At 62.2% G+C, this 26298-nt stretch carries 20 protein-coding genes and 1 pseudogene; 14 read left to right on the forward strand and 7 right to left on the reverse strand.

Going from position 1 to position 26298, the window contains the following annotated elements:
* Window positions 1–110 precede the first annotated feature (110 nt).
* Together ACP7CZ_RS12300 and ACP7CZ_RS12305 are read right to left on the reverse strand one after the other, a co-directional pair.
* Window positions 111–3185 carry an efflux RND transporter permease subunit gene (locus ACP7CZ_RS12300; protein ID WP_294173475.1) on the reverse strand — a complete coding sequence of 1025 codons (3075 nt, stop codon included), beginning with the start codon at window positions 3183–3185 and terminating at the stop codon, window positions 111–113.
* Window positions 3186–3187: 2 nt separating this feature from the next.
* Window positions 3188–4294 carry an efflux RND transporter periplasmic adaptor subunit gene (locus ACP7CZ_RS12305; protein ID WP_072447886.1) on the reverse strand — a complete coding sequence of 369 codons (1107 nt, stop codon included), beginning with the start codon at window positions 4292–4294 and terminating at the stop codon, window positions 3188–3190.
* A 100-nt stretch (window positions 4295–4394) separates the two neighbouring features.
* Between ACP7CZ_RS12305 and ACP7CZ_RS12310 the strand changes: the two genes are divergently transcribed.
* The 4 genes from ACP7CZ_RS12310 to ACP7CZ_RS12325 all read left to right on the forward strand — a co-directional run bounded on the left by ACP7CZ_RS12310 (window position 4395) and on the right by ACP7CZ_RS12325 (window position 8686).
* Window positions 4395–5600: a multidrug effflux MFS transporter gene (locus ACP7CZ_RS12310; RefSeq protein WP_054918624.1), complete on the forward strand. Its 1206-nt coding sequence runs from the start codon at window positions 4395–4397 to the stop codon at window positions 5598–5600.
* Between the two features lie 76 nt (window positions 5601–5676).
* Window positions 5677–6543, forward strand: a complete 867-nt coding sequence (locus tag ACP7CZ_RS12315; protein ID WP_054896578.1) for a pirin family protein — start codon at window positions 5677–5679, stop codon at window positions 6541–6543.
* Window positions 6544–6709: 166 nt separating this feature from the next.
* Window positions 6710–8155, forward strand: a complete 1446-nt coding sequence (locus ACP7CZ_RS12320) for a mechanosensitive ion channel family protein (protein WP_127881274.1) — start codon at window positions 6710–6712, stop codon at window positions 8153–8155.
* A gap of 93 nt (window positions 8156–8248) precedes the next feature.
* Window positions 8249–8686: a carboxymuconolactone decarboxylase family protein gene (locus tag ACP7CZ_RS12325; protein WP_034125784.1), complete on the forward strand. Its 438-nt coding sequence runs from the start codon at window positions 8249–8251 to the stop codon at window positions 8684–8686.
* Window positions 8687–8814: 128 nt separating this feature from the next.
* On the opposite strand, the gene ACP7CZ_RS12330 is transcribed toward ACP7CZ_RS12325, so the two are convergent.
* Window positions 8815–10977, reverse strand: coding sequence for a TonB-dependent siderophore receptor (locus tag ACP7CZ_RS12330; RefSeq protein ID WP_294173485.1), 2163 nt, complete (start codon window positions 10975–10977; stop codon window positions 8815–8817).
* 192 nt (window positions 10978–11169) lie between these two features.
* Between ACP7CZ_RS12330 and ACP7CZ_RS12335 the strand changes: the two genes are divergently transcribed.
* On the forward strand, window positions 11170–11949 hold the full coding sequence (locus ACP7CZ_RS12335) for an acetoin reductase (protein ID WP_003190660.1): 780 nt from the start codon (window positions 11170–11172) through the stop codon (window positions 11947–11949).
* Between the two features lie 41 nt (window positions 11950–11990).
* On the opposite strand, the gene ACP7CZ_RS12340 is transcribed toward ACP7CZ_RS12335, so the two are convergent.
* Window positions 11991–13853, reverse strand: a complete 1863-nt coding sequence (locus tag ACP7CZ_RS12340) for a sigma-54-dependent Fis family transcriptional regulator (protein WP_294173487.1) — start codon at window positions 13851–13853, stop codon at window positions 11991–11993.
* 307 nt (window positions 13854–14160) lie between these two features.
* On the opposite strand from ACP7CZ_RS12340, the gene ACP7CZ_RS12345 reads away from it, so the two are divergent.
* From ACP7CZ_RS12345 to ACP7CZ_RS12355, 3 genes are read left to right on the forward strand one after another with little or no spacing between them, the layout of a single operon-like run.
* Entirely contained in the window at window positions 14161–15138 is a 978-nt protein-coding gene (locus ACP7CZ_RS12345; RefSeq protein WP_034125780.1) for a thiamine pyrophosphate-dependent dehydrogenase E1 component subunit alpha, read from the forward strand.
* 37 nt (window positions 15139–15175) lie between these two features.
* Complete coding sequence (locus tag ACP7CZ_RS12350) at window positions 15176–16195, forward strand: alpha-ketoacid dehydrogenase subunit beta (protein ID WP_294173490.1); 1020 nt, start codon at window positions 15176–15178, stop codon at window positions 16193–16195.
* Window positions 16192–17295, forward strand: a complete 1104-nt coding sequence (locus ACP7CZ_RS12355) for an acetoin dehydrogenase dihydrolipoyllysine-residue acetyltransferase subunit (protein ID WP_089042541.1) — start codon at window positions 16192–16194, stop codon at window positions 17293–17295. The genes ACP7CZ_RS12350 and ACP7CZ_RS12355 overlap by 4 nt, the downstream gene beginning before the upstream one ends.
* A gap of 59 nt (window positions 17296–17354) precedes the next feature.
* Here ACP7CZ_RS12355 and ACP7CZ_RS12360 read toward each other — a convergent pair whose 3' ends face one another.
* Complete coding sequence (locus tag ACP7CZ_RS12360; protein ID WP_197901117.1) at window positions 17355–18251, reverse strand: helix-turn-helix domain-containing protein; 897 nt, start codon at window positions 18249–18251, stop codon at window positions 17355–17357.
* A 137-nt stretch (window positions 18252–18388) separates the two neighbouring features.
* Between ACP7CZ_RS12360 and ACP7CZ_RS12365 the strand changes: the two are divergent.
* From ACP7CZ_RS12365 to ACP7CZ_RS12375, 3 genes and pseudogenes are all read left to right on the forward strand, one after another.
* Window positions 18389–19746: pseudogene (locus ACP7CZ_RS12365) on the forward strand (glutamine synthetase family protein).
* Between the two features lie 25 nt (window positions 19747–19771).
* Window positions 19772–20860 (forward strand): polyamine ABC transporter substrate-binding protein, encoded by a 1089-nt coding sequence (locus ACP7CZ_RS12370; RefSeq protein WP_034125776.1) that lies wholly within the window; start codon window positions 19772–19774, stop codon window positions 20858–20860.
* Entirely contained in the window at window positions 20857–22149 is a 1293-nt protein-coding gene (locus ACP7CZ_RS12375) for an NAD(P)/FAD-dependent oxidoreductase (RefSeq protein ID WP_197901116.1), read from the forward strand. The genes ACP7CZ_RS12370 and ACP7CZ_RS12375 overlap by 4 nt, the downstream gene beginning before the upstream one ends.
* A gap of 154 nt (window positions 22150–22303) precedes the next feature.
* Here the strand turns inward: ACP7CZ_RS12375 and ACP7CZ_RS12380 are convergent, their stop codons facing one another.
* Window positions 22304–23200 (reverse strand): LysR substrate-binding domain-containing protein, encoded by an 897-nt coding sequence (locus tag ACP7CZ_RS12380; protein WP_294143504.1) that lies wholly within the window; start codon window positions 23198–23200, stop codon window positions 22304–22306.
* A gap of 112 nt (window positions 23201–23312) precedes the next feature.
* On the opposite strand from ACP7CZ_RS12380, the gene ACP7CZ_RS12385 reads away from it, so the two are divergent.
* Genes ACP7CZ_RS12385 through ACP7CZ_RS12395 form a run of 3 tightly spaced genes read left to right on the forward strand, consistent with a single transcriptional unit; the run spans window position 23313 to window position 25568 of the window.
* Window positions 23313–24323: an aldo/keto reductase gene (locus ACP7CZ_RS12385; RefSeq protein ID WP_294143503.1), complete on the forward strand. Its 1011-nt coding sequence runs from the start codon at window positions 23313–23315 to the stop codon at window positions 24321–24323.
* Between the two features lie 11 nt (window positions 24324–24334).
* The gene (locus tag ACP7CZ_RS12390; protein WP_096143378.1) at window positions 24335–25132 is read left to right on the forward strand and encodes an SDR family NAD(P)-dependent oxidoreductase; all 798 of its coding nucleotides are present in this window, start codon (window positions 24335–24337) and stop codon (window positions 25130–25132) included.
* Window positions 25133–25157: 25 nt separating this feature from the next.
* A complete protein-coding gene (locus ACP7CZ_RS12395) occupies window positions 25158–25568 on the forward strand; it encodes an SRPBCC family protein (protein ID WP_054918606.1) in 411 nt (136 codons plus the stop codon).
* Between the two features lie 107 nt (window positions 25569–25675).
* Here the strand turns inward: ACP7CZ_RS12395 and ACP7CZ_RS12400 are convergent, their stop codons facing one another.
* Window positions 25676–26173: an AAA family ATPase gene (locus ACP7CZ_RS12400; RefSeq protein WP_034125769.1), complete on the reverse strand. Its 498-nt coding sequence runs from the start codon at window positions 26171–26173 to the stop codon at window positions 25676–25678.
* Between the last annotated feature and the right edge of the window lie 125 nt (window positions 26174–26298).

The following is a 26298-nucleotide window of genomic DNA, read 5'->3' on the forward strand; positions in this document are numbered from 1 at the left end:
AGGGGCGGCCAGGTAACCAAGGCACTAACAGGAAAAACCATCTGCAATCCCTCGCACTGTTTGATCAGGCGAGGGACTTTGCAGAGGTTTACAGGGGAGGGGAGTAGAGCTTATCCGGCAGTTACGTGGGACGTTTCAGCAACCTTGTCGCGCAGTACCAGGCTGCACAGCGCCGGCAGAAACAACAGCGTCAACACCGTGCCCACCAGCACACCGCCAATCAGCACATAAGCCAGCGACGACCAGAACACAGACAACGTCAACGGAATAAACGCCAACGCCGCCGCCAGTGCCGTAAGGATCACCGGCCGCGCGCGCCGCACCGTGGCTTCGATAATGGCCTCGCGAATCGCCATGCCGTGGTCCTGGTTCTGGCGGATCTGGTCGGTGAAGATCAGCGTATTGCGCATCAGAATGCCGCCGATGCCAATCAGGCCCAGGATCGCGTTGAAGCCGAACGGCTGGTTGAACAGCAACAAGGTCGGCACTGCACCAATCAGGCCCAACGGTGCGGTAGCGAACACCATGAACATCACGCCGAACGAGCGCACCTGGAACATGATCACCGTGAGGGTGAGCAGGATCATGATCGGAAACAGCGCCGCCAGGGCCACGTTGGCCTTGGCGCTTTCCTCAACCGGGCCGCCGATGTCGATTTTGTAACCGCTGGGCAGCTTGGCGATCAGCGGTTGCAGGTCTTTGTACACCGCCATTTCGACATCGGGCGGTTGTACGCCGTCGATGATGTCGGCGCGTACCTCCACGGTGGTGGCGCGGTCGCGGCGCTTGAGGATCGGTTCTTCCATCACCGCCTTGAAATGCCCGACCTGGGCCAGCGGCACCGACGTACCGGCGCTGTTGGTCAGCGTCATGTTGTTGAGGTTGGCCAGGTCTTCGCGTTGGCTGCCTTGGGCGCGGGCCACCACTGAGACGGTGCGGTTGCCTTCGCGAACTTCGGTGATCGGGTTGCCGCTGAGCAGGGCGTTGAGTTGGGACTTGACCTCGTCGGGGGTAAAACCCAGCAAGCGCAAGCGATCCTGGTCCAGCACCAGGCGATAACCGCTGGCACGCTCGCCCCATTCTAGGAAGGTGTCTCTGGTCAGCGTGTTGCCGGCCACGACCTGACGCACGTCTTCAGACAGCCCGCGCAGCACATTCAGGTCGGGCCCCGAGACGCGAAACACCACCGGGAACGGCACCGGCGGGCCGAAGACGAGCTGCGTGACCCGTACCCGCGCCGACGGAAATTCGCCTGCCGCAATGCGCTCGCGCATCCGCAGTTTCAGCGCGTCGCGGGCGTGGGAGTCCGGGGTTTGCACGATCAACTTGGCGAACGCCGGGTCTGGCATTTCAGGGTTCAACGACAGGAAGAACCGCGGTGCACCGCCGCCCACATAGGTGTCGACCATACTGGTCTGCGGCTCTTGCAACAGCGCCTTCTCCACCTGCGCCGCCACGGCTTCGGTGCTTTTGAAGGCACTGCCGGGTGGCATATACACTTCCAGAATCAGCTCCGAGCGGTCGGAGTCCGGGAAGAACTGTTTCTTCACCACCGCCATACCCAGGCCGCACACCACGAACGCGGCCACCACCATGCCGGTCACCAGCCAGCGCCCGCGCACGCAGGCCTCCACCAGGCTGCGCAGTTTCTGGTAGTAGCGCCCGGCATAAATCGCATCATGCCCGCCGGGCACTGGCTTGATCTGCGGCAACAACTTCACGCCCAGGTAAGGCGTAAACACCACGGCCACCAACCAGGATGAAATCAGCGCGAAACCCACGATCCAGAAGATATTCCCGGCGTATTCACCCGCCCCGGAGCGTGCAAAGCCAACCGGCAGGAAACCGATAATGGTCACCAGAGTCCCGGTCAGCATCGGCGCCGCTGTTGAGCTCCAGGCGTAGGTGGCCGCGTGGATGCGGTCAAAGCCTTCTTCGAGTTTGACCACCATCATCTCGATGGCAATGATCGCGTCGTCCACCAACAGGCCCAGGGAGATGATCAATGCGCCGAGGGTCACGCGGTCGAATTCACGGCCGGTGACCAGCATGATCACGAACACGATCGACAGCGTAAGCGGCACGGCCGCCGCCACCACCAGCCCCACGCGAAAGCCCAGGGCCAATAGGCTGATCAGCATCACCACGGCCAGGGCGACGAAGAATTTGAGCATGAACTCGTTGACCGCCAGGCTGATGTTTTTCGCCTGGTCGGAGACTTTGGCGAAGTTCACGCCCAGCGGCAGGTCGGCCTGGATTCTGGCTTCCTGGGCCTGCAGGCTCTTGTCCAGTTCCAGGCCGTTCCAGTGCTTCTCCATGATCACGCCCAGCATCAACGCCGGGTCGCCCTGATGGCGGATGCGATAACTGGGCGGGTCTTCATAACCCCGGCTCACGGTGGCCACATCGGCGATGCGCAATACGCGGCCATTGACTTGCAGGGGCACGTTTTCGATCAGCGCGAGGCTGTCGAACGCGCCGTCGATGCGGATATAAGCGCGGGCGCCCGCCGTTTCGACGAAGCCTGAGGGCGCCACGGCATTTTGTGCGGCGAGGGCGGCGAAGATCTGTTCGGGCTTGATGCCCAGGGTTGCCAGGCGCTCATAGGAGAACTCGACAAACACGCGCTGGGCCTGCTCGCCAAGGATATTGACCTTCTTCACCCCAGGCAGGTTGAGCAAACCCTGGCGTAGCTCCTCGGCCATTTGCACTTGTTGGCGATGGGGCAGGTGTTCGGCTTCCAGGGCGTACAACGCAAAGTACACGTCGGAATATTCATCGTTGAAAAACGGCCCGATCACGCCCTTGGGCAGGCGCGTGGCTTCGTCGCTGAGTTTTTTGCGGGTCTGGTAGAACAGCTCCTGAATCTCGCTCGGGCGCGTGGACTCCAGGAAGGTCATGCGCATCGACACAAAGCCTGGCTGGGCGATGGTCTCGACGCGATCGTAGTAGTCCAGTTCCTGCAGGCGCTTTTCCAGGCGGTCGGCTACTTGCTCCTGCATCTCCTGGGCGGTGGCGCCGGGCCAGGCGGCGGTGATGGTCATGACCTTGACGGTAAACGAAGGGTCTTCTGCGCGCCCCAGCTTGCCGAACGCGAAGACCCCGGCAACGAGGATCGCAATCAGCAAGAACAAGGTGACGGCGCGGTGCTTGACGGCCAGTTCGGAGAGGTTGATCCCGCGCATACTCATTGATCCTGCTTACGGTTGAGGGCCAGGGCCTGGGCGGGCAGCAAGCGCACCGTGTCGCCGCTGTGCAACAGGTGAGCGCCGAGGGCGACGATGGTTTGGCCGGGTGTTACGCCGCTGTCGAGCAAGGCGTCTTCCTGGCCGAGGCTGGCGACCTTCACCGGGGCAAAGCTGATCTTTTGATCATCGCCAATCAGCCATACGCCCGTGCCTTGCCCCGCATCCTGCAAGGCGCCAATCGGCACGCGGGTTTGCAGGGGCTGGCCGTTGCCTTGCAGGCGCACGGTGATGGTGGAGCCGAGGGCGAAACGCTCGACCGAACCCTGCAGCACGTAACGTGCGCGGTAGGTGCGGGTGACCGGGTCGGCGCTGGCGGACAGTTCGCGCAGGGTGGCGGTCACGGCCTGGTCGGCTGCGCCAAAGGGAAACGCCAGGGCTTTTTGCGCAGCCAGGTCACGCCGGTTCTCCGGTAGGTTGACGATGGCTTCGCGGGCGCCGTCATGGGCCAGGCGCGCCACGATTTGCCCTTCGGCCACCACTTGCCCGCGATCGGCCAGCACGTCGGTGATGATGCCGTCGCCATCGGCCTTGAGTACCGAATAAGTGCGACGGTTTTCGATCTGGCTGGCATCCGATTGCGCCGCGGCCAGTTCGGCCTGGGCGACGCGCAGGTTGGTGGCCGACTGGTCGAAGATCTGCCGCGACACCGCGCCGGTGCTGGCCAGGCGCTGGTAACGGTTTTCATCGTCACGACGCTGGCGCAGTTGGGCCTGGGCGGCGTTGACGCGGTTCTTGGCCGAGCGAAGCGCCAGTTCGAAGTCGCCGATGTCCAGCACCAACAGGGTGTCACCACGGGAGACGTGCTGGCCGGGGTCGACCTTGCGCTCGATCACCTTGCCGCTGACCCGAAAGCCCAGGTCACTTTCAGTGCGTGCCGCCACCACGCCGGTATAGGCGCTTTGCTGGGTGCCGGCGGCTTCGACTTTGGCGGCCAGCACCGGGCGCGATGTGGGCGCCTGGGCGGCGCTGTCGGCCTTGCTGTTACAGCCACTGAGGACCACCAGCAGAGCCAGTGGCGTGAGAAGGCGCAGGGGGAGAGGGGGCATGACGAACTCCAGGGTGACCATAGGGCAAAAAATTATGGACATAATTTTTCGCTCATATTATGGTCGAAATATAAATTAATCCAGCCCCCGGATACTCCCCATGGCAAACGCCCCGGCACCCTCACGCAGCTTGCTGTTCTTGCTGGTTGCCCTCACCGCATTGGGTGAAGTCTCGACGCAACTGATCATCCCCGGCCTGGGTGCCATCGAGCACGCGCTGCAGGCGCCGCAAGGCTCGGCACTGATGGCGCTGTCGGCATTCGTTGCTGCGTTTGGCCTGGGGCAGCTACTGTTCGGGCCGCTGTCGGATCGCATCGGCCGGCGGCCAGTCTTGATCGGGGGCCTGACGCTCTACGTAGTGGCGACGCTGGCGATGCTGCTGGTCACCGACATCCAGCAGTTTATCGCCGCCCGGGTGTTGCAAGGCCTGGGCGCGTGCGCCGCGCTGGTACTAGCGCGCACCGTGGTGCGCGATGTGTGGAAAGCCGAGGCAGGCCCGGCCCTGGCGCTGACTATGATCGGCATGTTGTATGCCATCGTCGTTGCGCCGATAGCAGGGGGCTTACTGATCAAATTGCTGGGTTGGCGTGCGCCCATCGCCCTGGCGTTGGTGATCGGCAGCCTGGTGTTATTGCTGGCGCTGCTGTTCTTTCGCGAGAGCAATCATCACCTCGATCCCAGGGCCGCACACTGGCGCACCCTCGGCGGGCAGTATCTGGATCTGCTCAAGGGGCGCCAGTACCGTGCTTACGCGGTGGCCCTGGCGTGTACCTATGGCGCGATGTTTGCGGTGATCGCGGGTTCATCGGCGGTGTTTATCAATCTGCTGGGGTTCAGCAGCCTTGAATACGGGCTCAACTTCGGGCTGATTGTGTCGATGCTGATCGTCGGCTCCACTTATACCCGGCGTAACATTCAGCGCCTGGGGCCGCAGCGCATTGTGGCGATGGGTGTGACGATGGTGGCGGTGGGCGGGGTGGCAGCCCTGGCGATTTACGGAGTGTTCGGGTTGTCGGTAGTAGGGCTGGATATTCCCATCGCCCTGGTCACGCTCGGCGGCGGCCTGGTGCTGCCCGGTTCCGTTACCGGGGCCGTGATGCCCAATGCGCATCGTGCGGGTTTAGCCGCCGGGCTCATGGGATTTGCACAGATGTTCGGCGCCACGTGCAGCGGGTTGTTGCTGAGCCAGTTACGCGATGGCAGTGCCGCGCCGATGATCGTTATCCAGGCCGGGTTTGCACTGTCGGCACTGGTTGCCTTTCAACTGCTGCGCCAACGCCAGGTTAAAACGCTGTCCTATATATAGAACGATCAGGGCCATTTTTACCGGCTAGTGCTCAAGGGTGAGGCGATTTAAGGTGTACTCACTTTGGAGGTACACCATGAAAAAGCTGATTGGTATCTACACCAGCCCCCGCGCCCACTGGGTCGGCGACGGCTTCCCGGTACGCACGCTGTTTTCCTACGACACCATGGGCAAGCACATCAGCCCATTCCTGTTGCTGGATCACGCAGGTCCAGCCGAATTCACCCCGACTGAACAACGTCGCGGCGTCGGCCAGCACCCGCATCGCGGTTTTGAAACCGTGACCATCGTCTACGACGGCGAAGTCGAGCACCGCGATTCTACCGGTGCCGGCGGCAAAATCGGCCCGGGCGATGTGCAATGGATGACCGCAGCCAAAGGGATCCTGCACGAAGAGTTTCACTCCCAAGACTTCGCCCGTAGTGGCGGCGCACTGGAGATGGTGCAACTGTGGGTCAACCTGCCGGCCAAGGACAAAATGGCGGATGCCGGTTACCAGACCATCGTCGATGGCGACATTCCGGTGCTGCCATTGGCAAACGACGCCGGCCACCTGCGGCTGATCGCCGGGAAATTTGCCGGTACTCAAGGCCCGGCCCGCACCTTCACTCCGATAGACGTATGGGACTTGCGCCTCAACGCCGGTAAAGCGGTCACGCTGGACCTGCACGCCGGGCGTAACACCGCCTTGGTGGTGCTCAGCGGCACGTTGTTGATCAATGGCGAGGAGGTCGCACGCCAGGGGCAATTGGCGCTGTTCGAGCGCGACGGTAAGCAACTGACCCTGGAGTCCAACGACGACGCCAAGGTGCTGCTGCTCAGCGGCGAACCCATCGACGAGCCCATCGTCGGCCACGGTCCGTTCGTGATGAACACCGAGCAGGAGATTCACCAGGCATTTGCCGACTTTCAGTCGGGCAAATTCGGGCAGATGCACGCCTGACGGTTCACCGCAACCTCCTGTGGGAGCTGGCTTGCCTGCGATAGCATCACCCTGGTGTAGCTGATACACCGCGGTGTTTGCATCGCAGGCAAGCCAGCTCCTACATTTTGTTTCCAGGTTTCTGATTTCATGCGATCTTCTCGGCATTCGCCCTGGAGTCGCCTGGATGCCCTCATTTATCGCTGATCACCCGATGCTGTGCGCCGTGGCGTTGATCCTGATCGACATCGCCGTGTGGCGCCTTATTTCCCCCAACCTGGCCAACTGGAAACTCGCAGCGCGGCTGGTGATTTTCGCGGTGTTCAGTGCCGTGTTGTTCAACGACGGCATGAACCCCATGCAAGCGGCGCCCTATGCCGATGACACCACCTTGCATCTGGCCGCCACGGCGCTGCAGATCGGCTGGTGGTTGTTCGCCGCGCGCACCCTCACGGTGTTGCTCGGCGCGGTGATGATGCAGCGGGTCGGCCATACCGGGCGTTTGTTGCAGGACCTGATGGGCGCAGTGATTTTCCTCATTGCGATCATCGCCGCCATGGCCTACGTGCTCGACCTGCCGGTCAAGGGCGTGCTGGCCACCTCCGGCGCCGTGGCGATCATCGTCGGCCTGGCCTTGCAAAGCACCCTGAGCGATGTGTTTTCCGGGATCGTCCTCAATACCACCAAGCCTTACCAGATCGATGACTGGATCTCCATCGACGGCACCGAAGGCCGTGTCACCGATATCGACTGGCGCGCCACGCGCCTGCAAACCTCTCAGGGCAGCCTGGCGGTGATCCCCAACTCCCTGGCGGCCAAGGCCAAGATCATCAACTTTTCGCGCCCGGCAGACATGTTCGGCCTGGCGGTCAGCCTGCAAGTCAGCCCCCATGCGCGCCCGCAAACGGTGATCGAAGCGCTGGAACGTGCGATGCAGGGCTGCCGGCCGTTGCTGGCCCAGCCGGCGCCCAGCGTCGCGTTCAAAGCGTCCACCGGCAGTGGCGTGGAATATGAGATCAGCGGCTTTGTGCCGGCCATGGGCCTCAAGCGCGAAACCCGCAACCAGCTTTACGACCTGGCCTACCGGCATTTGCAGGCGGCGGGCGTGGGGCTGTTGTCCGCCACCGAAGGCAGCACGCCGCCTGCGGTGTCTGGCGCCCGCGCCTTGCTGGAGCGCTCGACGATCTTCTCCACCTTGCGCCAGGAAGAAAAAGACACCTTCAGCCAGAACATGACCCTGCACACCTACCGCGCCGGTGAGATGATCCTGGCGGCGGGGGAGGTCAGCGATCACCTGTTCATCATCGAGTCCGGCGTGGTCTCGGTGCTGTTGATCAAGGACGGGCACAAGTTCGAGGCTGGGCGCATGGGCCCTGGGGAGGTGATCGGTGAGTCCGGCATTCTCTCCGACCAGGCGGCGCTGGCGGATTTTTCGGCCAAGACCTACTGCACGCTCTACCGCATCGAAAATGAATACCTCAAGCCGTGCCTGGACGCCCGGCATGATATCGGCGAAGCCATGAAGGCGCTGCTGGACTTCCGCCGCCATGCCGCCCAGGCCCTGACCGAAGACGCGCCCGTGGTACCGGTCAAGAAGGGCTTCATCCAGTGGCTGAGGAACCGCGGCCTGTAGATTGGTCACCTGTTCTTCGCCCGGATTGGCTATTTCTCCAGAACGCTGCGCTGACTACTCTGCGCACCTATCCCAACGTTCTGGAGATTCACCATGCAAACCCGTACCGATTTCTATACCGCCTCCCCGGACGCCATGAAAGCCATGCTCGCCCTGGAAGCGGCGGTGGGCAAACTCTCCATCGAACTGCCACTGCTGGAACTGGTGCGCTTGCGCGTATCGCAGATCAACGGCTGCGCGTTCTGCCTCGACATGCACACCGCCGATGCGCGCAAGGGCGGCGAGACCGAACGGCGCCTGTACACCGTGTCGGCCTGGCGTGAAACGCCATTTTTCACCCCACGTGAACGCGCCGCGCTGGCCTGGGCCGAAAGCCTGACGCTGCTCAGCCACACCCACGCCCCCGACGAAGACTTCAACGCCCTGGCTGCGCAGTTCAGCCCCCAGGAACAAGTGGACCTGAGCGTCGCCATCGCCACCATCAACAGCTGGAACCGCCTGGCGGTGGGCTTTCGCAAGATGCCCAAGTAACGATCAGAGAGTTGCTGCTTTTTGTGGCGAGGGAGCTTGCTCCCGCTCGACAGCGAAGCTGGAGCCGGATTTTGGGGGGCGCTTCGCACCCCAGCGGGAGCAAGCTCCCTCGCCACAGAGTCGGGGGTTCAGAAGTTTACTGAAGCACTCAGGCGCGCCGTCAGCGGTGCGCCCTGGAACAGGTAGTCATCGCCCATGTATTCGCCGGCGTCGCGCCAGTAGCGCTTGTCGAACAGGTTATCGACGCTCAGGCGAAACACGGTCTCGTAGCCATCGACCTTGGTGGTGTAGCGGCTGCCGACGTTGACCACCGCGTAGTCGCCCACTTCCACGTTGCCGGTGCGATTGGCAGACTTCTTGGCGCTGTATTGCACGCCGCCCAATACCGCCAGGCCGTTGACCCAGGGCAGGGCGTAGTCGGCGTACACGCTGGCGCGCAGCTTGGGCACGTTGATCGCCTGGTGGCCTTCGTATTCCGGCGTGCCGCTGCCGCTCACCCGCGCTCGGATCGCGGCCACGCTGGTGGCGATCTGCAGACGGTCGGTGGCCCAGCCGTTGGCGGACAATTCAATGCCGGTGTTTTTTTGCTGGCCCTGCTGCACGTAGTTGAACGTGCCACCTTCGGGCTTGGCGTACTGGTAAGCCTGGCGCGTCTGGAATACAGCGGCGGCGAAGCTGATACGGCGCCAGTCGTATTTCACCCCGGCTTCGATCTGGCGCGAGACGGTGGGGGCGAGTGTTTCATCGGCATTGCTTGCAAACCACGGCGCGGTGCCGCCCAGGGACAGGCCCTTGCTGTAGCTGGTGTACAGCGAAACGTTGTCCACTGGCTTGTAGATCAACGAGGCCTGGGGCAGGAACACGTACTGTTGGGTGTGGCGCGTCTGGTTGCCGGTGACGCTGTCGAAGGCTTTTTCGTCCAGGCGCACTTCACGGCCGCCGAGGAGGGTTTGCCAGTGCTCGTTGAAGCGGATGCGGTCGGTGACGAACAGCCCGTACTGGCGGCTGTCGAGGTTGCGGTGGCTGTCGTTCAACGGCTTGTCGGTCGGGGGAAAGCTCGGCACCTCTTCGTTGGTATTGGCGGTGCCGATGAATTCATTGACCGACTTGCGTTTGTCGATCACTCGGCGAAACGCGCTGCTGCCAAAGGTCAGTTCATGGCCGATGCCGGCGGTGTCGAAGAGGGCGGTCATGGCCGCCTGGATTTCATCGTCGCGGCGAGTGTCATCCGGGCTGCGGTAGTCGTAGACGTCGTAGTTGCCTTCGGGGCTGAAGTAGTTCGGCACGCTTGCGGAACTGCAACTGGCTGAACCATTGCAACCCCAGGCAAACGAGCTGTAGTCATCAATCACCACCTTGCTACGCGCCGCGCTGACACTGCCTTTCCATTGATCGCTGAAACGGTACTCGAACTTGCCGTTGAGGTTCAGCGAATCAATCCCGACCTGCTTGCCGCCCGTCTGGTGCCCCAACAGCTTCTTCGGTGAAGCACCGTGGGGCACTTCGGTGCCCCCCAGCAGTTGATACCCCGGTACCGAACGCTGTTGCTTGTTCTGGTACTCGGCATCCAGTTGCAGCACGGCGTCGGGGCTGATGTTCCAGTCAAAGGCCAGGGACACGAAATCGCGCTGGCCGTTGGCGTGTTCCACATAGGAATTGAGGTCTTCATGGGCGACGTTGGCGCGCAGGCCGAACTGCTGCTCGCTGCCAAACCAGCCGCCGACATCGGTGGCGATGTAACCACTGCCACGATCATCGGTGGACACCGTCACCGAGCGCACATCCTGGGGGCGTTTGGTCACGTAATTGATCACCCCGCTGGGCTCGGAAATACCGCTCTGCAAACCGGCCAGGCCCTTGAGCACTTCCACCTGCTGCTTGTTTTCCAGCGCGACGTTCTGCTCGCCGGTGATGGTGCGCCCATTGATCTTGTAGCTGCTGGCCGCGTTCAGCGAAAAGCCACGCACCACGAAATTCTCGTAATAACCGATGGGCGCGTAACTGTCGCCCACCGAGGCATCGTTGCGCAGCACTTCACTGAGCAAGCGTGCCTGCTGGTCCTTGATCAGCGCGGCGTTGATCACGGTGATCGAGGCGGGGGTGTCCAACAGCGGCGCTTCATCAAAGCCGCCCACCGACGCGGTTTCACTGCGGTAGCCCGACTCATCCTGGCCCTGGACCTTTACCGTCGGCAACTCGATCTCGGCGGCCAGGCTGCTGCCGATGCCGCCACTGAGCAACAGGCCGAGGGCGAAACGTGAAGTGACGACGGGGCGAAAACGCAAAACCATGGGGCAAGGCCTTAAAGCGCTGGGCGGGGGGGCGCCTAAGCTAGGCATAAGCGCGGCCTTTTACAAGCTTTCGCGCAAGGTTCATGCGGCGAGACAACCCGTCTCAGCTCCGATGCCGATCCTGTTACGGCTCGACAGCCAGGCGCCGACTTGCGATAGACAAGGCTCCCCTCATCGTTTCAGGAGATTGTCATGGGTATCGCAGGTAAAGTCGCGCTGGTCACCGGCGCCGGGCAGGGCATAGGCCGGGCTATTGCCATGCGCCTTGCACAGGACGGCGCCGATGTCGCGTTGGTGGACATTGACGGCGCCAAGCTCAACGCCGTGGCCGCCGAAATCGTCGCCACCGGCCGCAAAGCCTCTGTGTTCATCGCTGATGTATCCAGACGCGAACAGGTGACGGCTGCGGTAGAGCATGCCCACCAGACGCTGGGCGGATTCGACATCATCGTCAATAACGCCGGAGTGGCGCAGATCGACTCATTGCTCGATGTCAGCCCGCAGCAGGTCGAGCGCACCCTGGATATCAACGTCAAGGGCGTGCTGTGGGGGATCCAGGCGGCCGCCAACAAATTCAAGGCACTCAAGCACAAGGGCAAGATCATCAATGCTTGTTCAATCGCAGGGCATGAAGGCTTTGCGCTGTTAGGGGTCTACTCGGCGAGCAAATTCGCGGTGCGCGCCTTGACCCAGGCGGCGGCCAAGGAACTGGCGAGCGCGGGGATCACGGTAAACGCCTATTGCCCCGGTGTGGTGGGCACCGATATGTGGGTTGAGATCGACAAGCGCATGGCCGAGATTACCGGGGCGCAGGTGGGGGCAACCTACAAGCAGTACGTGGATGGGATTGCCTTGGGCCGTGCGCAAACGCCGGAGGATGTGGCGGGGTTTGTGGCATTTCTGGCAGGCCCGGACGCAGACTATATGACCGGGCAGGCGCCGTTGATCGACGGTGGCCTGGTCTACCGCTGACAGCGTGGTCGACTCGCCTGCGTGGGAGTCGACCCCTTGTATCAGTGGGTTTTGCCGGGCATATCAATACCCAGTTGGTTCACGCGTCGGTACAGGGTTGCCCTTGAAATCCCCAGGGCCTGTGCCGCAGGTGAGGGTTTCCAGCGATGGCGAATCAACGCATCCAGAACCATTTGACGCTCGGGGCTGGCGCTCTGTTCGGCCAGCCCTTGAGGCTGCTCGCCCCGGATATCAATCGGCAAATCCGCCACTTGCAGCGTAGTCCCTTCGCACACCGCACAGGCGTACGCCAGCACATGCCGCAGTTGCCGCACATTGCCCGGCCACGCATAACCCAGCAGCAATTGCAGTGCGGCCTGGCCGATGCCCAACGACACGCCACTGTTACGCGCCTCTTGCTCCAACAGCCGATTGATCAGGGCCAGCTTATCGGTGCGTTCGCGCAACGGTGGCAGGCAGAAACGCGCACAACCCAGGCGAAAGTACAGGTCTTCACGGAATCGGCCCGCGCTGACCAGCGCCGCCAAATCGCGGTGGCTGGCGCAGATCACCTGAATGTTCACCACGCGGGTTTTCGCTGCGCCCAACGGCGCGACTTCACCCTCGGCCAGCACCCTCAGCAACCGTGTCTGCAACGCCAGCGGCATATCGCCGATTTCGTCGAGGAACAACGTACCGCCGTCGGCTTTCAGTAGCAGCCCGCTCATGCCTTTGCTGGACGCTCCGGTGAAGGCGCCGGGCGAATAGCCGAACAGCTCGCTTTCAATCAGGCTCTCCGGAATCGCCGCGCAGTTCACCGCCACAAACGGCCCGTGCCGGCGCGCGCTGTGCTCGTGTAACTGGCGGGCGAAGACTTCTTTGCCGACGCCGGTTTCACCTTGCACCAGCACGGGCAGGTTGCGGTCCTTGACCCGCGCAGCCAAGCGCAGGTGCTCCTGGATCCGCGGGTCGACTTGAGTCTCTGGCAGCGCCCGAACCGAGGGGCGTCGGGGTGCATTGACCCTCACGTGTACCGCGTCGGGCTTGCCCAGCCAGTGCAACTGCCGGGTTGACTGATCAGTGGCTGCACGCAATGCATCCACATCGAACACTTCGCCGATATGCTCAGGCAGCTGGCCAAAGCGCAAGCGCAGGGCTTGACGCGCCTTGCTGTTCAAGGCGTGCAGACGTCCGTCCTGGTCCCAGGCCAGCAGCAGGTCGGGTTGGCTGTCGACAAAGCCTGGAGTGCTATGGGCTTGTAATACCCAGTGCTGCCGGGCGCTGTGCATGAAAAAAGCGTTTTCGATGGCCTGGGCGCTCTGCGCCACCATCTGCCGTATCAGGTGCTGGCTGCCGCGGTCATCCGGCGACTTGAGCGCCGAGACATCCAGCACACCCAACAGGTGGCCCTGCGGGTCGAAGATGGGCGCAGCCGAACACGTCAGGCCGATAAACGCTGCGCGAAAGTGATCACGCTTGTGCACCGTCACCGCTGTTTTACTGGTCAGCACCGTGGCCACGCCGCAGGTGCCTTCCTCGGCTTCCGACCAGCAGGTGCCCAGGTAAAGACCGGCCTTGCGGCAGTCGGTGCGAATGTTCGCATCGACACGGTGATCAATGGTCTGGCCCTGGGCGTCGGTGAGCATCACGCAGTAGTCGGCATGGCGCACGCGATGGTGCAACTGTGCGACTTCTTCGCCGGCGATGCGCATGAACAGCTCGGCGCGCTCGCGGCACTCCTTGAGCAAGGGTTCGCTGAGGATACGTGGACCTTGCAGGGAGCCGGGGTCCAGGCGGTGTTGCTCCATGGACCGCCGCCACGAATCGAAGATCAGCGACGGTACGGGCGCCTGGGGCAGGCGCTCGGCATTGCGGACCACGCGACTGACACAGTCGACATGCTCCCTGGAGTTCATGGCGAGCATAAAGCCTCCGGTTCTCAAGCTTTGTTGTTATGCGCGTCATTAAGCGCGCATGTGCGCCCACGGACAAGGGCACCCTGACCAACGCCTGCATTGAGACGCTGCGTCTCATGCCGCTGAGACTCAAGGGTCGAACTGCGTGGTTGCGTCTCACATTTAGCCGACCACTTGCCTGGGCATCGCTGTGTGGCGCGGCTCTGGATCAAGGCTTTGCCAGGTTTTTTCGACGGTTGGCACAAGCTGTGCTGAACAGCTTGGCACTGGCTGCAGCCAGTCTTTTGTGCGTCGAGACAACCTGGAGAACAACAAGATGTCCACCCACCTGTGCACCGATCAGTTACTGCATGCCTACACCGTGATGCGCACCATCCGCGATTTCGAAGAACGCCTGCATGTGGAGTTCGCCACCGGCGAGATCCCCGGTTTCGTTCACCTGTATGCCGGTCAGGAAGCCTGCGCCGCTGGTGTCATGGCGCATCTCAATGACGATGATTGCATCGCGTCCAACCACCGCGGCCACGGACACTGCATCGCCAAGGGCGTCGACGTGTTCGGCATGATGGCCGAAATCTATGGCAAGAAAACCGGCGTGTGTGGCGGCAAGGGCGGCTCCATGCACATCGCCGACCAGGAGAAAGGCATGCTCGGCGCCAACGGCATTGTCGGTGCCGGCGCACCGTTGGCCGCGGGGGCGGCGCTGGCTGCCAAACTCAAGGGGAGCCAGGGCGTGGCAGTGGCGTTTTTTGGCGACGGTGGCTCCAACGAAGGTGCCGTGTTCGAAGCGATGAACCTGGCGTCGATCATGCAGCTGCCGTGTCTGTTTGTCGCCGAAAACAACGGTTATGCCGAGGCCACTGGCGCCGGTTGGTCGGTGGCATGCAAAGACATCGCCGAGCGCGCCGCCGGGTTTGGTATGCCGGGGGTGATCGTCGACGGCAATGATTTTTTCGCTGTGCATGAAGCGCTCGGCGTTGCTGTGGAGCGGGCGCGCCAAGGCGACGGGCCGACACTGGTCGAGGTCAAGCTGAGCCGTTTCTACGGGCACTTCGAGGGCGATGCGCAAACCTATCGCGGCGCTGACGAAGTGAAAAACCTGCGCGAAAGCGCCGATTGCCTGGCCTTGTTCCGTCAGCGCTGCAATGCCGAAGGCTGGCTGGACGCAGCGCAGTTCGAGCGCATCGACGGTGAAGTGGCTCAGTTGATCGAAGACGCCGTGCGCCTGGCCAAAACCGATCCCAAGCCCCAGGCCGCCGACCTGCTAAGCGACGTTTACGTGGCCTACCGCTGATACCAACCCTATAAAAACAAGACGTGGAGAGAATCTAATGGCTCGTAAAATCAGCTATCAGCAGGCGATCAATGAGGCCTTGGCTCAAGAGATGGGCCGTGACCAGAGCGTATTCATCATCGGTCAGGATGTGGCCGGTGGCACCGGTTCCCCCGGTGAGCAGGACGCATGGGGCGGCGTGCTCGGCGTGACCAAGGGCTTGCACCCGCAATTTCCCGGGCGCGTGCTGGACGCACCGTTGTCTGAGGTCGGCTACGTGGGCATGGCGGTGGGCGCCGCTACCCGTGGCATGCGCCCAGTATGCGAATTGATGTTCGTCGACTTCATCGGCTGCTGCCTGGACCAGTTGCTCAACCAGGCTGCCAAGTTCCGCTATATGTTCGGTGGCAAAACCACTACACCGCTGGTGATCCGTGCCATGTACGGCGCCGGTTTGCGGGCGGCTGCCCAGCATTCGCAAATGCTCACCTCCATGTGGACGCATATCCCCGGCCTCAAGGTGGTATGCCCGGCCACGCCCTACGACGCCAAGGGCATGTTGACCCAGGCAATCCGCGACAATGACCCGGTGATTTTCCTGGAGCACAAAATGCTCTACGGCATGCAGGGCGACGTACCGCAAGAGCTGTACACGGTCCCGTTTGGCGAAGCCAACTTTGTGCGTGAGGGCAAGGATGTGACGCTGGTGACCTACGGCCGCATGCTGCATATCGCCCTGGAGGCTGCGGCCAACCTGGCGCGTCAAGGCATTGATTGTGAAGTGCTGGACCTGCGCACCACCAGCCCGCTGGATGAAGACAGCATCCTTGAAAGCGTCGAGAAAACCGGGCGCCTGGTGGTGATCGACGAATCCAACCCACGCTGCTCGGTCGCCACCGACATCAGTGCCCTGGTGGCCCAGCGGGGGTTCGCTTTCCTGCGCGCTCCCATCGAGATGGTCACCGCGCCGCACACCCCGGTGCCGTTTTCCGATGCACTGGAAGACCTGTACATCCCCAACGCCGCGAAGATCGAGGCCGCCGTGATGAAGATCGCCGACAAGAGGACCGCCGCATGATTCATACCCTGACCATGCCCAAATGGGGCCTGTCGATGACCGAGGGCCGCATCGATGTCTGGCTCAAACAACCCGGCGACCGAGTGGAAAAGGGCGAGGAAGTGCTGGACGTGGAGACCGACAAGATCTCCAGCAGTGTCGAGGCGCCTTTTAGCGGCGTGCTGCGTCGGGTACTGGCGCTCAGTGATGAAACCCTGCCGGTGGGCGCTCTACTGGGAATTGTGGTGGACGGCGAGGCGACAGAGGCTGAAATCGATAGCGTGATCGAACGCTTCAACGCCGGGTTCGTCTCCAGTGCCGCCGAAGCCGAAGAGGCCGGCCCCAGCGCACAAAAAGTCGAGGTAGGCGGGCGCTTGCTGCGTTATCTGGACATGGGCGAGGGCGGCACGCCGCTGGTGTTGGTGCACGGCTTCGGGGGCGATCTGAACAACTGGCTGTTCAATCAACCAGCCCTGGCCGCCGAACGCCGGGTGATTGCCCTGGACCTGCCGGGGCACGGGGAGTCGGGCAAGTCTCTGCAAACGGGAGACGCTGCCGAACTCAGTCACGCCGTACTGGCATTGCTCGACCACCTGACGCTCGACCGTGTGCATTTGGCCGGCCACTCCATGGGTGGGCTGGTGACCCTCACCGTCGCCAGCCTGGCGCCTGCACGTATCGCCTCCATCACCTTGATCGCCAGCGCCGGTCTGGGTGCCGATATCAACGGCGATTACCTGCGAGGTTTTGTCGAAGCCAACAACCGTAACGCGCTCAAGCCGCCATTGACTCAACTGTTCAGTAACCCTGCGCTGGTGACGCGGCAGATGCTGGAGGACATGCTCAAATTCAAGCGCCTGGAAGGGGTGGATCAAGCGTTGCGCCAGCTCGATCACAGGCTGTTCGATGGCGGGCGGCAGATGCTGGATCTTCGCAGCGAGGTGGGCCGCCAGCCGAGCCTGGTGATCTGGGGCAGTGACGACGCGATCATCCCGGCAAGTCACGCCCAAGGGCTGCAGGCTCAGGTGCATGTATTGCCGGGGCAGGGGCATATGGTGCAGCTGGAGGCGGCGGAGCAGGTCAATCAACTGATCTCCACTTTTTTGAACGCGCAGCCCTGATTGAGGTTTAAGGGAGGGACGGTTTGGCCTGTCCCTCCCACAAGGTCAAGCGTGTTTTTTCAGCTGGAGCGTTTCAGGGTTTCGCTGGGCAGCTCCTGAAAAAGCGCCCGGTAGCTGTTTGAAAACCGCCCCAAATGCCAGAACGACCAATTCATCGCGACCTCGGCCACCGTGGTGTCGGTCGTGCTCAGCAACTCACGCCGCGCCCCGTTCAACCGACGCAACCTTAACCACTGCGCCGGGCTCATCCCTGTGTAGGTCTTGAACCCTTGCTGCAATTGGCGCAACGGCACACCCGCAATCTGCGCCAGTTCCAACAGGTTGGCGGTTTCATCCGGCGCATCCGCCGCCCATTCGCCGATGCGCGCCATCAATTGGCGTTCTTCATTGCGCTTTTGCAAGGAACTGCCGTCCAGGCACACGCAGGCGTTATCGAGGATAAACAGGCAGTCGTCGAGCAGTTGCTGGGTGAGGGCATCGCGGCTGATGGGGTCGGTCAGTGCCGACAGGCGCGTAAGGGTGCCGCTCAGCCAGCGAGTGAACAGCGCATTTTGCCGACAGGTCAGCGGAGCCATGAACAAGCCTTCGAGCTTGGCTATATCCAGGCCCTGGCGCTGGACGAACTGCGGGCCGAACACTACGGCCACTTCGCGGTAGTTTTCCGGGGTGATCCAGGTGTTGCGGCTTTCGCCATTGAGCAGGTACAGCGCGTTGTCACTGGCGTCGAAACAGAACGCCAGGGCGCCGGCAGGTGCGTTGAAATGCTGCTCCACCCGGGTGTTCATGCACTCTTCGTACACCTGCACCCCGTGCAGGTCGAGGTAGCGCACCCGCCCGGCAAAATGCCCGGGGGACATCTGCTGGTACTGCTGCACCCAGCCGGGTGTCGCACTGCATTGGGCGGCCACATCGCCGGTGGCGAAGGCCTGTACGCGCAAAGCGGTTGCCTGTGTCATGGTGATCCGTGCGCACTCTATTGGTGCGTTGTGCCGCGTGCAAAGTGGATAGATGCCGTTTCAAGGCTGGCCCAAGATAGACCTCAATGCGCTGGGAGTACAAGCCGGCGTCGCATCCCACCCAAGACGAGGTCCTTATGAACGCCCCCTTCGATCAGCTGTCCACCTGGCTGAAAGAACACAAGATTACCGAAGTCGAATGCGTGATCAGTGACTTGACTGGCATCGCACGCGGCAAGATCGCACCCACCAACAAGTTCCTGCATGAGCGAGGCATGCGCCTGCCGGAAAGTGTGTTGCTGCAAACGGTAACCGGGGACTTTGTCGACGACGATATCTACTACGACCTGCTGGACCCGGCCGATATCGACATGATCTGCCGCCCGGTCGCCAACGCCACTTACGTGGTGCCGTGGGCCATCGAACCCACCGCCATCGTGATCCACGACACCTTCGACAAACAGGGCAACCCCATCGAACTGTCGCCGCGTAATGTGTTGAAGAAAGTCCTGCAGCTCTATACCGACCAAGGCTGGCAGCCGATTGTCGCGCCGGAAATGGAGTTCTACCTGACCCAGCGCTGCGAAGATCCGGACCTGCCGTTGAAAACTCCCATCGGCCGCTCGGGCCGCGCCGAAACCGGGCGCCAGTCGTTCTCGATCGATGCCGCCAACGAATTCGACCCGCTGTTCGAAGACGTCTACGACTGGTGCGAAGCCCAGGGTCTGGACCTCGATACGCTGATCCACGAAGACGGCCCGGCGCAGATGGAAATCAACTTTCGCCATGGCGACGCCCTGGACCTGGCCGACCAGATCACGGTGTTCAAGCGCACCTTGCGCGAGGCCGCCCTCAAGCACAACGTCGCCGCCACCTTCATGGCCAAGCCGGTGGCCGACGAGCCCGGCAGCGCCATGCACCTGCACCAGAGCGTGGTCGAAATCGCCACCGGCAAACCGGTGTTCGTCGATGCCGACGGCAACATGAGCCCGTTGTTCCTGCATCACATCGGCGGCCTGCAGAAGTACATCCCCAAGCTGCTGCCGATGTTTGCACCCAACGTGAACTCGTTTCGGCGTTTTTGCCGGACACCTCGGCGCCGGTCAACGTCGAATGGGGCGAAGAGAACCGCACCGTCGGCCTGCGCGTACCCACTTCCAGCCCGGAGGCGATGCGCGTGGAAAACCGCCTGCCGGGCGCCGATGCCAATCCTTACCTGGCGATTGCTGCCAGCTTGTTGTGTGGCTACCTGGGCATGATCGAGCACATCGAACCCAGTGCCCCGGTGGAAGGCCGCGCCTATGAACGCCGCAACCTGCGCCTGCCGTTCACCCTCGAAGATGCGCTGGCGCGCATGGAGGATTGCGACACGGTCAAGCAGTACCTGGGCGAAAAATTCGTGCGCGGCTACGTCGCGGTCAAGCGCGCCGAACATGAGAATTTCAAGCGGGTGATCAGTTCCTGGGAGCGTGAGTTCCTGCTGTTGAGCGTCTGAAAACAAGCATAAGAGGGGTGACGATATGCGTCTTGTGAACAAGCTTCTTCCACTGGCCCTGGTCGCGGCGTTCAGCGGTGCCGGTCAGGCGGCGCCGACGGTGAGTGTCTACAACTGGACCGATTACATTGGCGAGACCACCTTGGCGGATTTCCAGGCCAAGACCGGCATCAAGGTGATCTACGATGTGTTCGACTCCAACGAAACCCTGGAGGGCAAGTTGCTGGCCGGGCGTACCGGGTATGACGTGGTGGTGCCGTCCAACCACTTCCTGGCGCGCCAGGTGAAGGCCGGCGCGTTCCTCAAGCTTGACCGCGCGCAGTTGCCCAACTTCAAGAACCTGGACCCCAAGCTGCTGAAGTTACTGGAACAGAACGACCCCGGTAATGCGCACTCGGTGCCGTACCTGTGGGGCACCAATGGCATTGGCTACAACGTCGACAAGGTCAAGCAAGTGCTGGGCATCGACCGCATCGACTCGTGGGCCGTGCTGTTTGAACCGGAAAATATCAAGAAGCTGCATGAGTGCGGCGTGGCCTTCCTCGATTCAGCGGATGAGCTGTTCCCGGCGATCCTCAACTACATGGGCAAGGACCCACGCAGCGAGAATGCCGAGGACTACAAGCAGGCCGAAGCCAAGCTGCTGACGCTGCGGCCGTACATCACCTATTTCCACTCTTCCAAGTACATCTCGGACCTGGCCAACGGCAATATCTGCGTGGCCTTCGGTTATTCCGGCGATGTGTTCCAGGCCGCCAACCGCGCCAAGGAAGCCAAGAACGGGGTGAACATTGCGTACTCGATCCCCAAGGAAGGCTCTAACCTGTGGTTCGACCTGTTGGCGATTCCGGCCGATGCGAGCAACCCTAAAGAAGCCCATGCGTTCATCAACGACCTGCTTGAGCCTGAGGTGATTGCCAAGGTCAGCACCTCGGTGGGCTATGCCAACGCCAACCCGGCCGCCAAGCCGTTCATGCCTGCGGAGCTGGTGAACAATCCTGAGGTGTACCCGCCCCAGGACGTACTCGACAAACTCTATATCTCCACCACGCCTACGCCGGCGACCATGCGCGTGATGACCCGCGCCTGGAGCAAAGTGAAGTCCAACCGATGATGCAGTCCAATGAACATGCCCCGTCCTATTACCGCGCTTCGGCGAATGCCATGGTGCAGCGGCCCGCACTTGAGGCAGACCTGAGCGCCGATGTGTGTGTGATCGGCGGCGGTTTCACCGGGGTCAACACCGCCATTGAACTGGCCCAGCGCGGGCTTTCGGTGGTGCTGCTGGAAGCGCGCTGCATCGGTTGGGGCGCCAGCGGGCGCAACGGTGGGCAATTGATCCGTGGCATTGGCCATGATGTCTCCGGGTTTGCCAAATACGTGGGCGAGGAGGGCGTGCGCTATATGGAGCGGGCCGGTATCGACTCGGTCGCCCTGGTGGGCCAGCGCATTGCCGAGCACGGCATCGACTGTGACCTGCGCTGGGGCTTTTGCGAACTCGCCAATACTCCGGCGCAGTTCGCGGCGTTCAAGGGCGAACAGGCGCACCTGGCGGCCGTGGGGTATGCCCATGAAACGCGGCTGGTCGGCCCACAAGACATGGCACAGGTGGTGGGCTCTGCTATGTATGCCGGCGGCCTGGTCGACATGGGTTCCGGGCATCTGCACCCGCTCAACCTGATATTGGGTGAAGCGCAGGCGGCCGAGGCCCTCGGGGTGCGTATCTTTGAGTACAGCCCGGTGCTGGAGCTGATCCATGGCGAGACGGTGCGGGTGCGCTGCACAGGCGGCAGCGTGCGCGCAGCCAACCTGGTGCTGGCATGCAATGCCCATCTTGAGGAGCTGGAGCCGCGCTTGAGCGGCAAGGTACTGCCGGCGGGCAGCTACATCATCGCCACCGAGCCTCTGCCTGAGCCCGTGGCCCAGCAGTTGATCCCACAGAACCTGGCGCTGTGCGACCAGAAAGTCGGCCTGGATTACTACCGGCTGACCGCCGACCGGCGCCTGTTGTTCGGTGGTGCCTGCCACTACTCGGGGCGCGACCCCCAGGACATCGCCGCGTACATGCGCCCGAAAATGCTCAAGGTGTTCCCGCAGTTGGCCAACACGGCTATCGAGTTCCAGTGGGGCGGCAAGATCGGCATTACTGCCAACCGTTTTCCCCAGGTCGGGCGCCTCAAGCAGTACCCCAACGTGTTCTATGCGCAAGGCTATTCCGGTCACGGCTTGAACGTGACGCACTGGTGCGCACGGTTGCTGGCCGAAGGGATACACGCGGGTGCAAGCCAGGGCCTGGATATTTTCAGCCAGGTGCCGCACATGACCTTTCCCGGTGGCAAGGCGCTGCGCTCGCCACTGCTGGCGTTGGGGATGTTGTGGTATCGGTTGCGCGAAGCACTCTGAGATCCAATGTGGGAGCGGGCTTGCTCGCGAAGGCGGTGTGTCAGTCACTGAATCTTCAACTGAACCACCGCTATCGCAGGCAAGCCAGCTCCCACACTGGTTCTGCGTTGCCCACAAAATCATCACCCGGCATAGACACCCTGTGGGACGTCAGTCAGATAGCCTCAGGTTCGGTCAGCACTTTGCGAAAGGTTTCCACCAACGGCCTCAAGTTGACGCGGTGCCATGCCGCCCACAGCGGTGTGGTGTAGGCCAGCCACGGCAGTTCGCGCAATACCACGCCCGGTGGAGCGTTGCGGCTCAGGCCCTTTTGCACCATCGCCACCCCTAGCCCCGACGCGACCAGGCCCAATGCAGTAAAGGGCTCGCTGGCCTCCATGGGGATCTGCGGGGTGAAACCGGCGCGGATGCAGGCGGCGACGAAATCATCGGCCGGGTTGGCGCCAGGTTTGCGCTGCACGCCGATCCATTGTTGGTCGGCCAGGTGTTCGGGCAACAGTTCAGGGTGTTGAACCAGCGGATGCTGTTCAGGCAGGGCCAGCAGCATCGGGTCATCGAGGACTTGCCAGGCGGTCAGGTCCGGGTCGTCGGCGGCAGGTGGTTCGCCCACCAGGGCGATGTCCAGGCTGCGTTGGCGCAAACCTTCGAGTTGTTCCAGGGAGGGCAGGTTATACAGCTTGATATGCACGGCGGGCCTATCGTCGCGCAGTATGCGCAAGGCATTGGGCAGGACACCGGCGTGCATGGCGTTTTCGATATAACCGATGCACAAACCGCCTTCTTCGCCGCGGCCCAGGCGCTTGCCCAGGGACTCCAGGCGGTTGGCGTGGGTCAGCAGGGCCTTGGTTTCGGCCAGGAACGTCTGGCCGTCGCGGGTCAGGCGGATGCGCTGCTGGCTGCGCTCGAACAGGGTCAGGCCCAGGCGTTCCTCGAGCTGGGCGATCTGCCGACTCAGGGGCGATTGGGAAATGTGCAAGCGCTCGGCGGCGCGGCCGACGTGTTCTTCTTCGGCCACCACTTCGAAGTAGCGCAACTGGCGTAGATCAATCATGTAAGACCTGCAAGGACTCAAGTTGGTCGCAGTATGTCTTGGACGGTCTGATCTGCGCAATCTAGCATCTGCTCAACGGTCACAGCGACCTCGCACCGATTGAGGAACCACCATGAGCTTGAAAGACACACTGCCCGGCGTACTGGGCTTTGGCACCGCCCCCTTGGGCAATATGTTTCGCGCTATCCCCGAAGAAGAAGCCCAGGCCACCGTCGAGGCCGCCTGGAGCCACGGCGTGCGTTACTTCGATACCGCGCCGTTCTACGGCTCGGGCCTGTCGGAAATCCGCTTGGGCCAGGCCCTGTCCAACTATCACCGCGATGACTACGTGCTCAGCACCAAGGTTGGCCGGGTAATTCTCGATGAAGTCGAAGAAACCGCCCGTGACCTTGGGGAAAAAAGCGGCGTATTCGAACACGGCCGGCCCAATAAAATAATCAATGACTACAGCGCCGACGCCACCCTGCGCTCCATTGAAGACAGCCTGACACGCCTGCAAACCGATCGCCTGGACATCGTGTGGGTTCACGACATCGCCCAGGATTTTTACGGCGACCAATGGCTGGAATACTTCAACCAGGCCCGCACTGGTGCCTTCAAAGTACTCACCCGTTTGCGCGAGCAAGGAGTGATTAAGGCCTGGGGGCTGGGCGTCAATCGTGTCGAGCCTTGCGAGTTGACCCTGGACCTGGCCGAAGCCCAGCCCGACGGCTTTCTGCTGGCGGGTCGCTATACGCTGCTGGACCACGACCGCGCCTTGCAGCGCCTGATGGACGCAGCCCACGCCCAGCAGGTCGAGATCGTCGTCGGTGGCCCGTACAGCTCCGGCATCCTCGCTGGCGGTGCGCACTTTGAATACCAGCAAGCCGGTCCGGCGATCATTGCCAAGGTCGAGCAGATCAAGGCAATTGCCCAGACGTTTGGCGTCAGTATCAAGGCCGCTGCGCTACAGTTCTCACTGGCGCATCCGGCGGTGGCGGCGGTGATTCCCGGTGCCAGTCGTCCGGGGCGGATTGCCGAAGACGTCGCGGCGTTGTCTGAGCAGATTCCAGCAGCCTTCTGGCAAGCGTTGCGCGAGGCCCGCTTGATCTCGGACCGTGCACCTTTGCCTCTCTCACGTTAAGGAGCTTGAGCATGAAGATTGATGTAAGCGGCAAAGTGGCTATTGTCAGCGGCAGCACCGCCGGTATCGGCCTGGGCATCAGCCAGGCCCTGGCGCAATCCGGCGCCACGGTGGTGGTGATCGGGCGTGATGCAGGCAAGGTGGACGACGCCTTGGCGAGCATTCGCCAGGCGATTCCCGCTGCTCAACTGCGTGGTTTAGTGGCCGACCTCGGGACCGTTGAAGGCGCACAGAAACTCTTCGCCGCCGAACCCCGCGCCGACATTCTGGTCAACAACCTGGGCATCTTCGACGCGGTGGATTTCTTCGACGCGCCGGACAGTGAGTGGGCGCGCTTCTATGAGGTCAATGTGATCTCCGGCGTGCGCCTGGCGCGGCATTATGTGCCGGGTATGGTCGAGCAGGGCTGGGGTCGGGTGATCTTCGTGTCGTCGGAATCTGGCGTGGCGACGCCGGCTGACATGATCAACTACGGAGTGACCAAAAGCGCCAACCTGGCGGTGTCCCACGGACTGGCCAAGCGCCTGGCGGGTACTGGGGTGACGGTGAATGCTATCTTGCCGGGGCCGACCTTTACCGATGGCCTGGAACACATGCTCAAGGACGCCACGGCCGAATCCGGGCGCAGTGCCCGAGACGAAGCAGATGTGTTTGTGCGCCATGCGCGGCCCACCTCGATCATCCAGCGTGCGGCCAATGTGGATGAAGTGGCGAACCTGGTGGCGTACATTGCTTCACCGCTGTCTTCGGCGACGACCGGTGCCGCGCTGCGGGTTGACGGTGGCGTTGTCGACAGCATGGCAATCTGATTTTTTCCTGACTGGAGTATTGATTGTGGCAACAGCTTCTTCTGTGATTGAAATTGCGGTATCGGCCGACCAGGTCTGGCAACTGATTGGCGGCTTCAACAGCCTGCCCGACTGGCTGCCTTTGATTGCCAAGAGCGAGCCGAGCGAGGGTGGCCGTGTGCGTCACCTGACCGCCGCTGACGGCGGCACGATTGTCGAGCGCTTACAGACTTTCGACAACGTTGCGCGCACCTACAGCTACACCATTGAAGCGTCGCCGTTTCCGGTGAGTGCTTACCTGTCGACCTTGCAGGTGGAAGCGTTGACGGACACCTCGGCGAAAGTGACCTGGTCCGGCGTGTTCACGCCGGCAGCGGGCACCACCGATGCGCAAGTCGAGGAATTGTTTGCCGGTATTTACGAAGGCGGGCTTGAGGCGCTGCGCGGTAACTTCTAAAGATTGTGGCGAGGGAGCTTGCTCCCGCTGGACTGCGTAGCAGTCCCACAAAGAGCGGGGCCGCTTCGCGCCCCAGCGGGAGCAAGCTCCCTCGCCACAGGTGGGGTTTAGCCTATATGGAGCAAGGCTGCCGCGACAGCCTCTGCCGGCGTCATCTGCGCCGTATCCAGCCTGAACGGTGGTACCTCCCAGCGTTCATACTCATGCACCTGTACCGATTCCCAGGTCGGTGGCACCAGCCCCGGAATATCGCCCACACGCCCTTCGACTCGGCGCCGATGCGCCTGCTGATCGGTACACACTACCTCGATATTGATCAGTGCCACGCCGGCCGCTGTCGCCACCGCTTGCCAGGCATCGCGGCTTTCCTTCACCGGGTTCACACAATCGGCGATTACCCGCTGTCCCAGGCGCAGGTTACTCAGCGCCAGCGCATTCGCCACACCGTAGCCACTGGCCCCCACATCGCCCGCCAACACCGCAGCCTCCCGCAGCGCCTGCTCAATCACATCAATACGCAGGTAAACCGCGCCCAACTGTCGCGCCAGCTCCCTGGCAATCGTGGTCTTGCCACTGCCAGGCAAGCCGCTGAATACAATAAGCATGACCCATCAACCCCATATGTAGGAGCGAGCTTGCTCGCGAAAAACGCCAACAAAACGCGTACTGCCTGAATAAACGCGGTGCCTGTGAGTTTTTCGCGAGCAAGCTCGCTCCTACAGTGGTATTA

Source organism: Pseudomonas sp. DWP2-2, assembly GCF_049897065.1.
In the GTDB taxonomy this organism is placed as follows: Bacteria; Pseudomonadota; Gammaproteobacteria; order Pseudomonadales; family Pseudomonadaceae; genus Aquipseudomonas; species Aquipseudomonas paracarnis.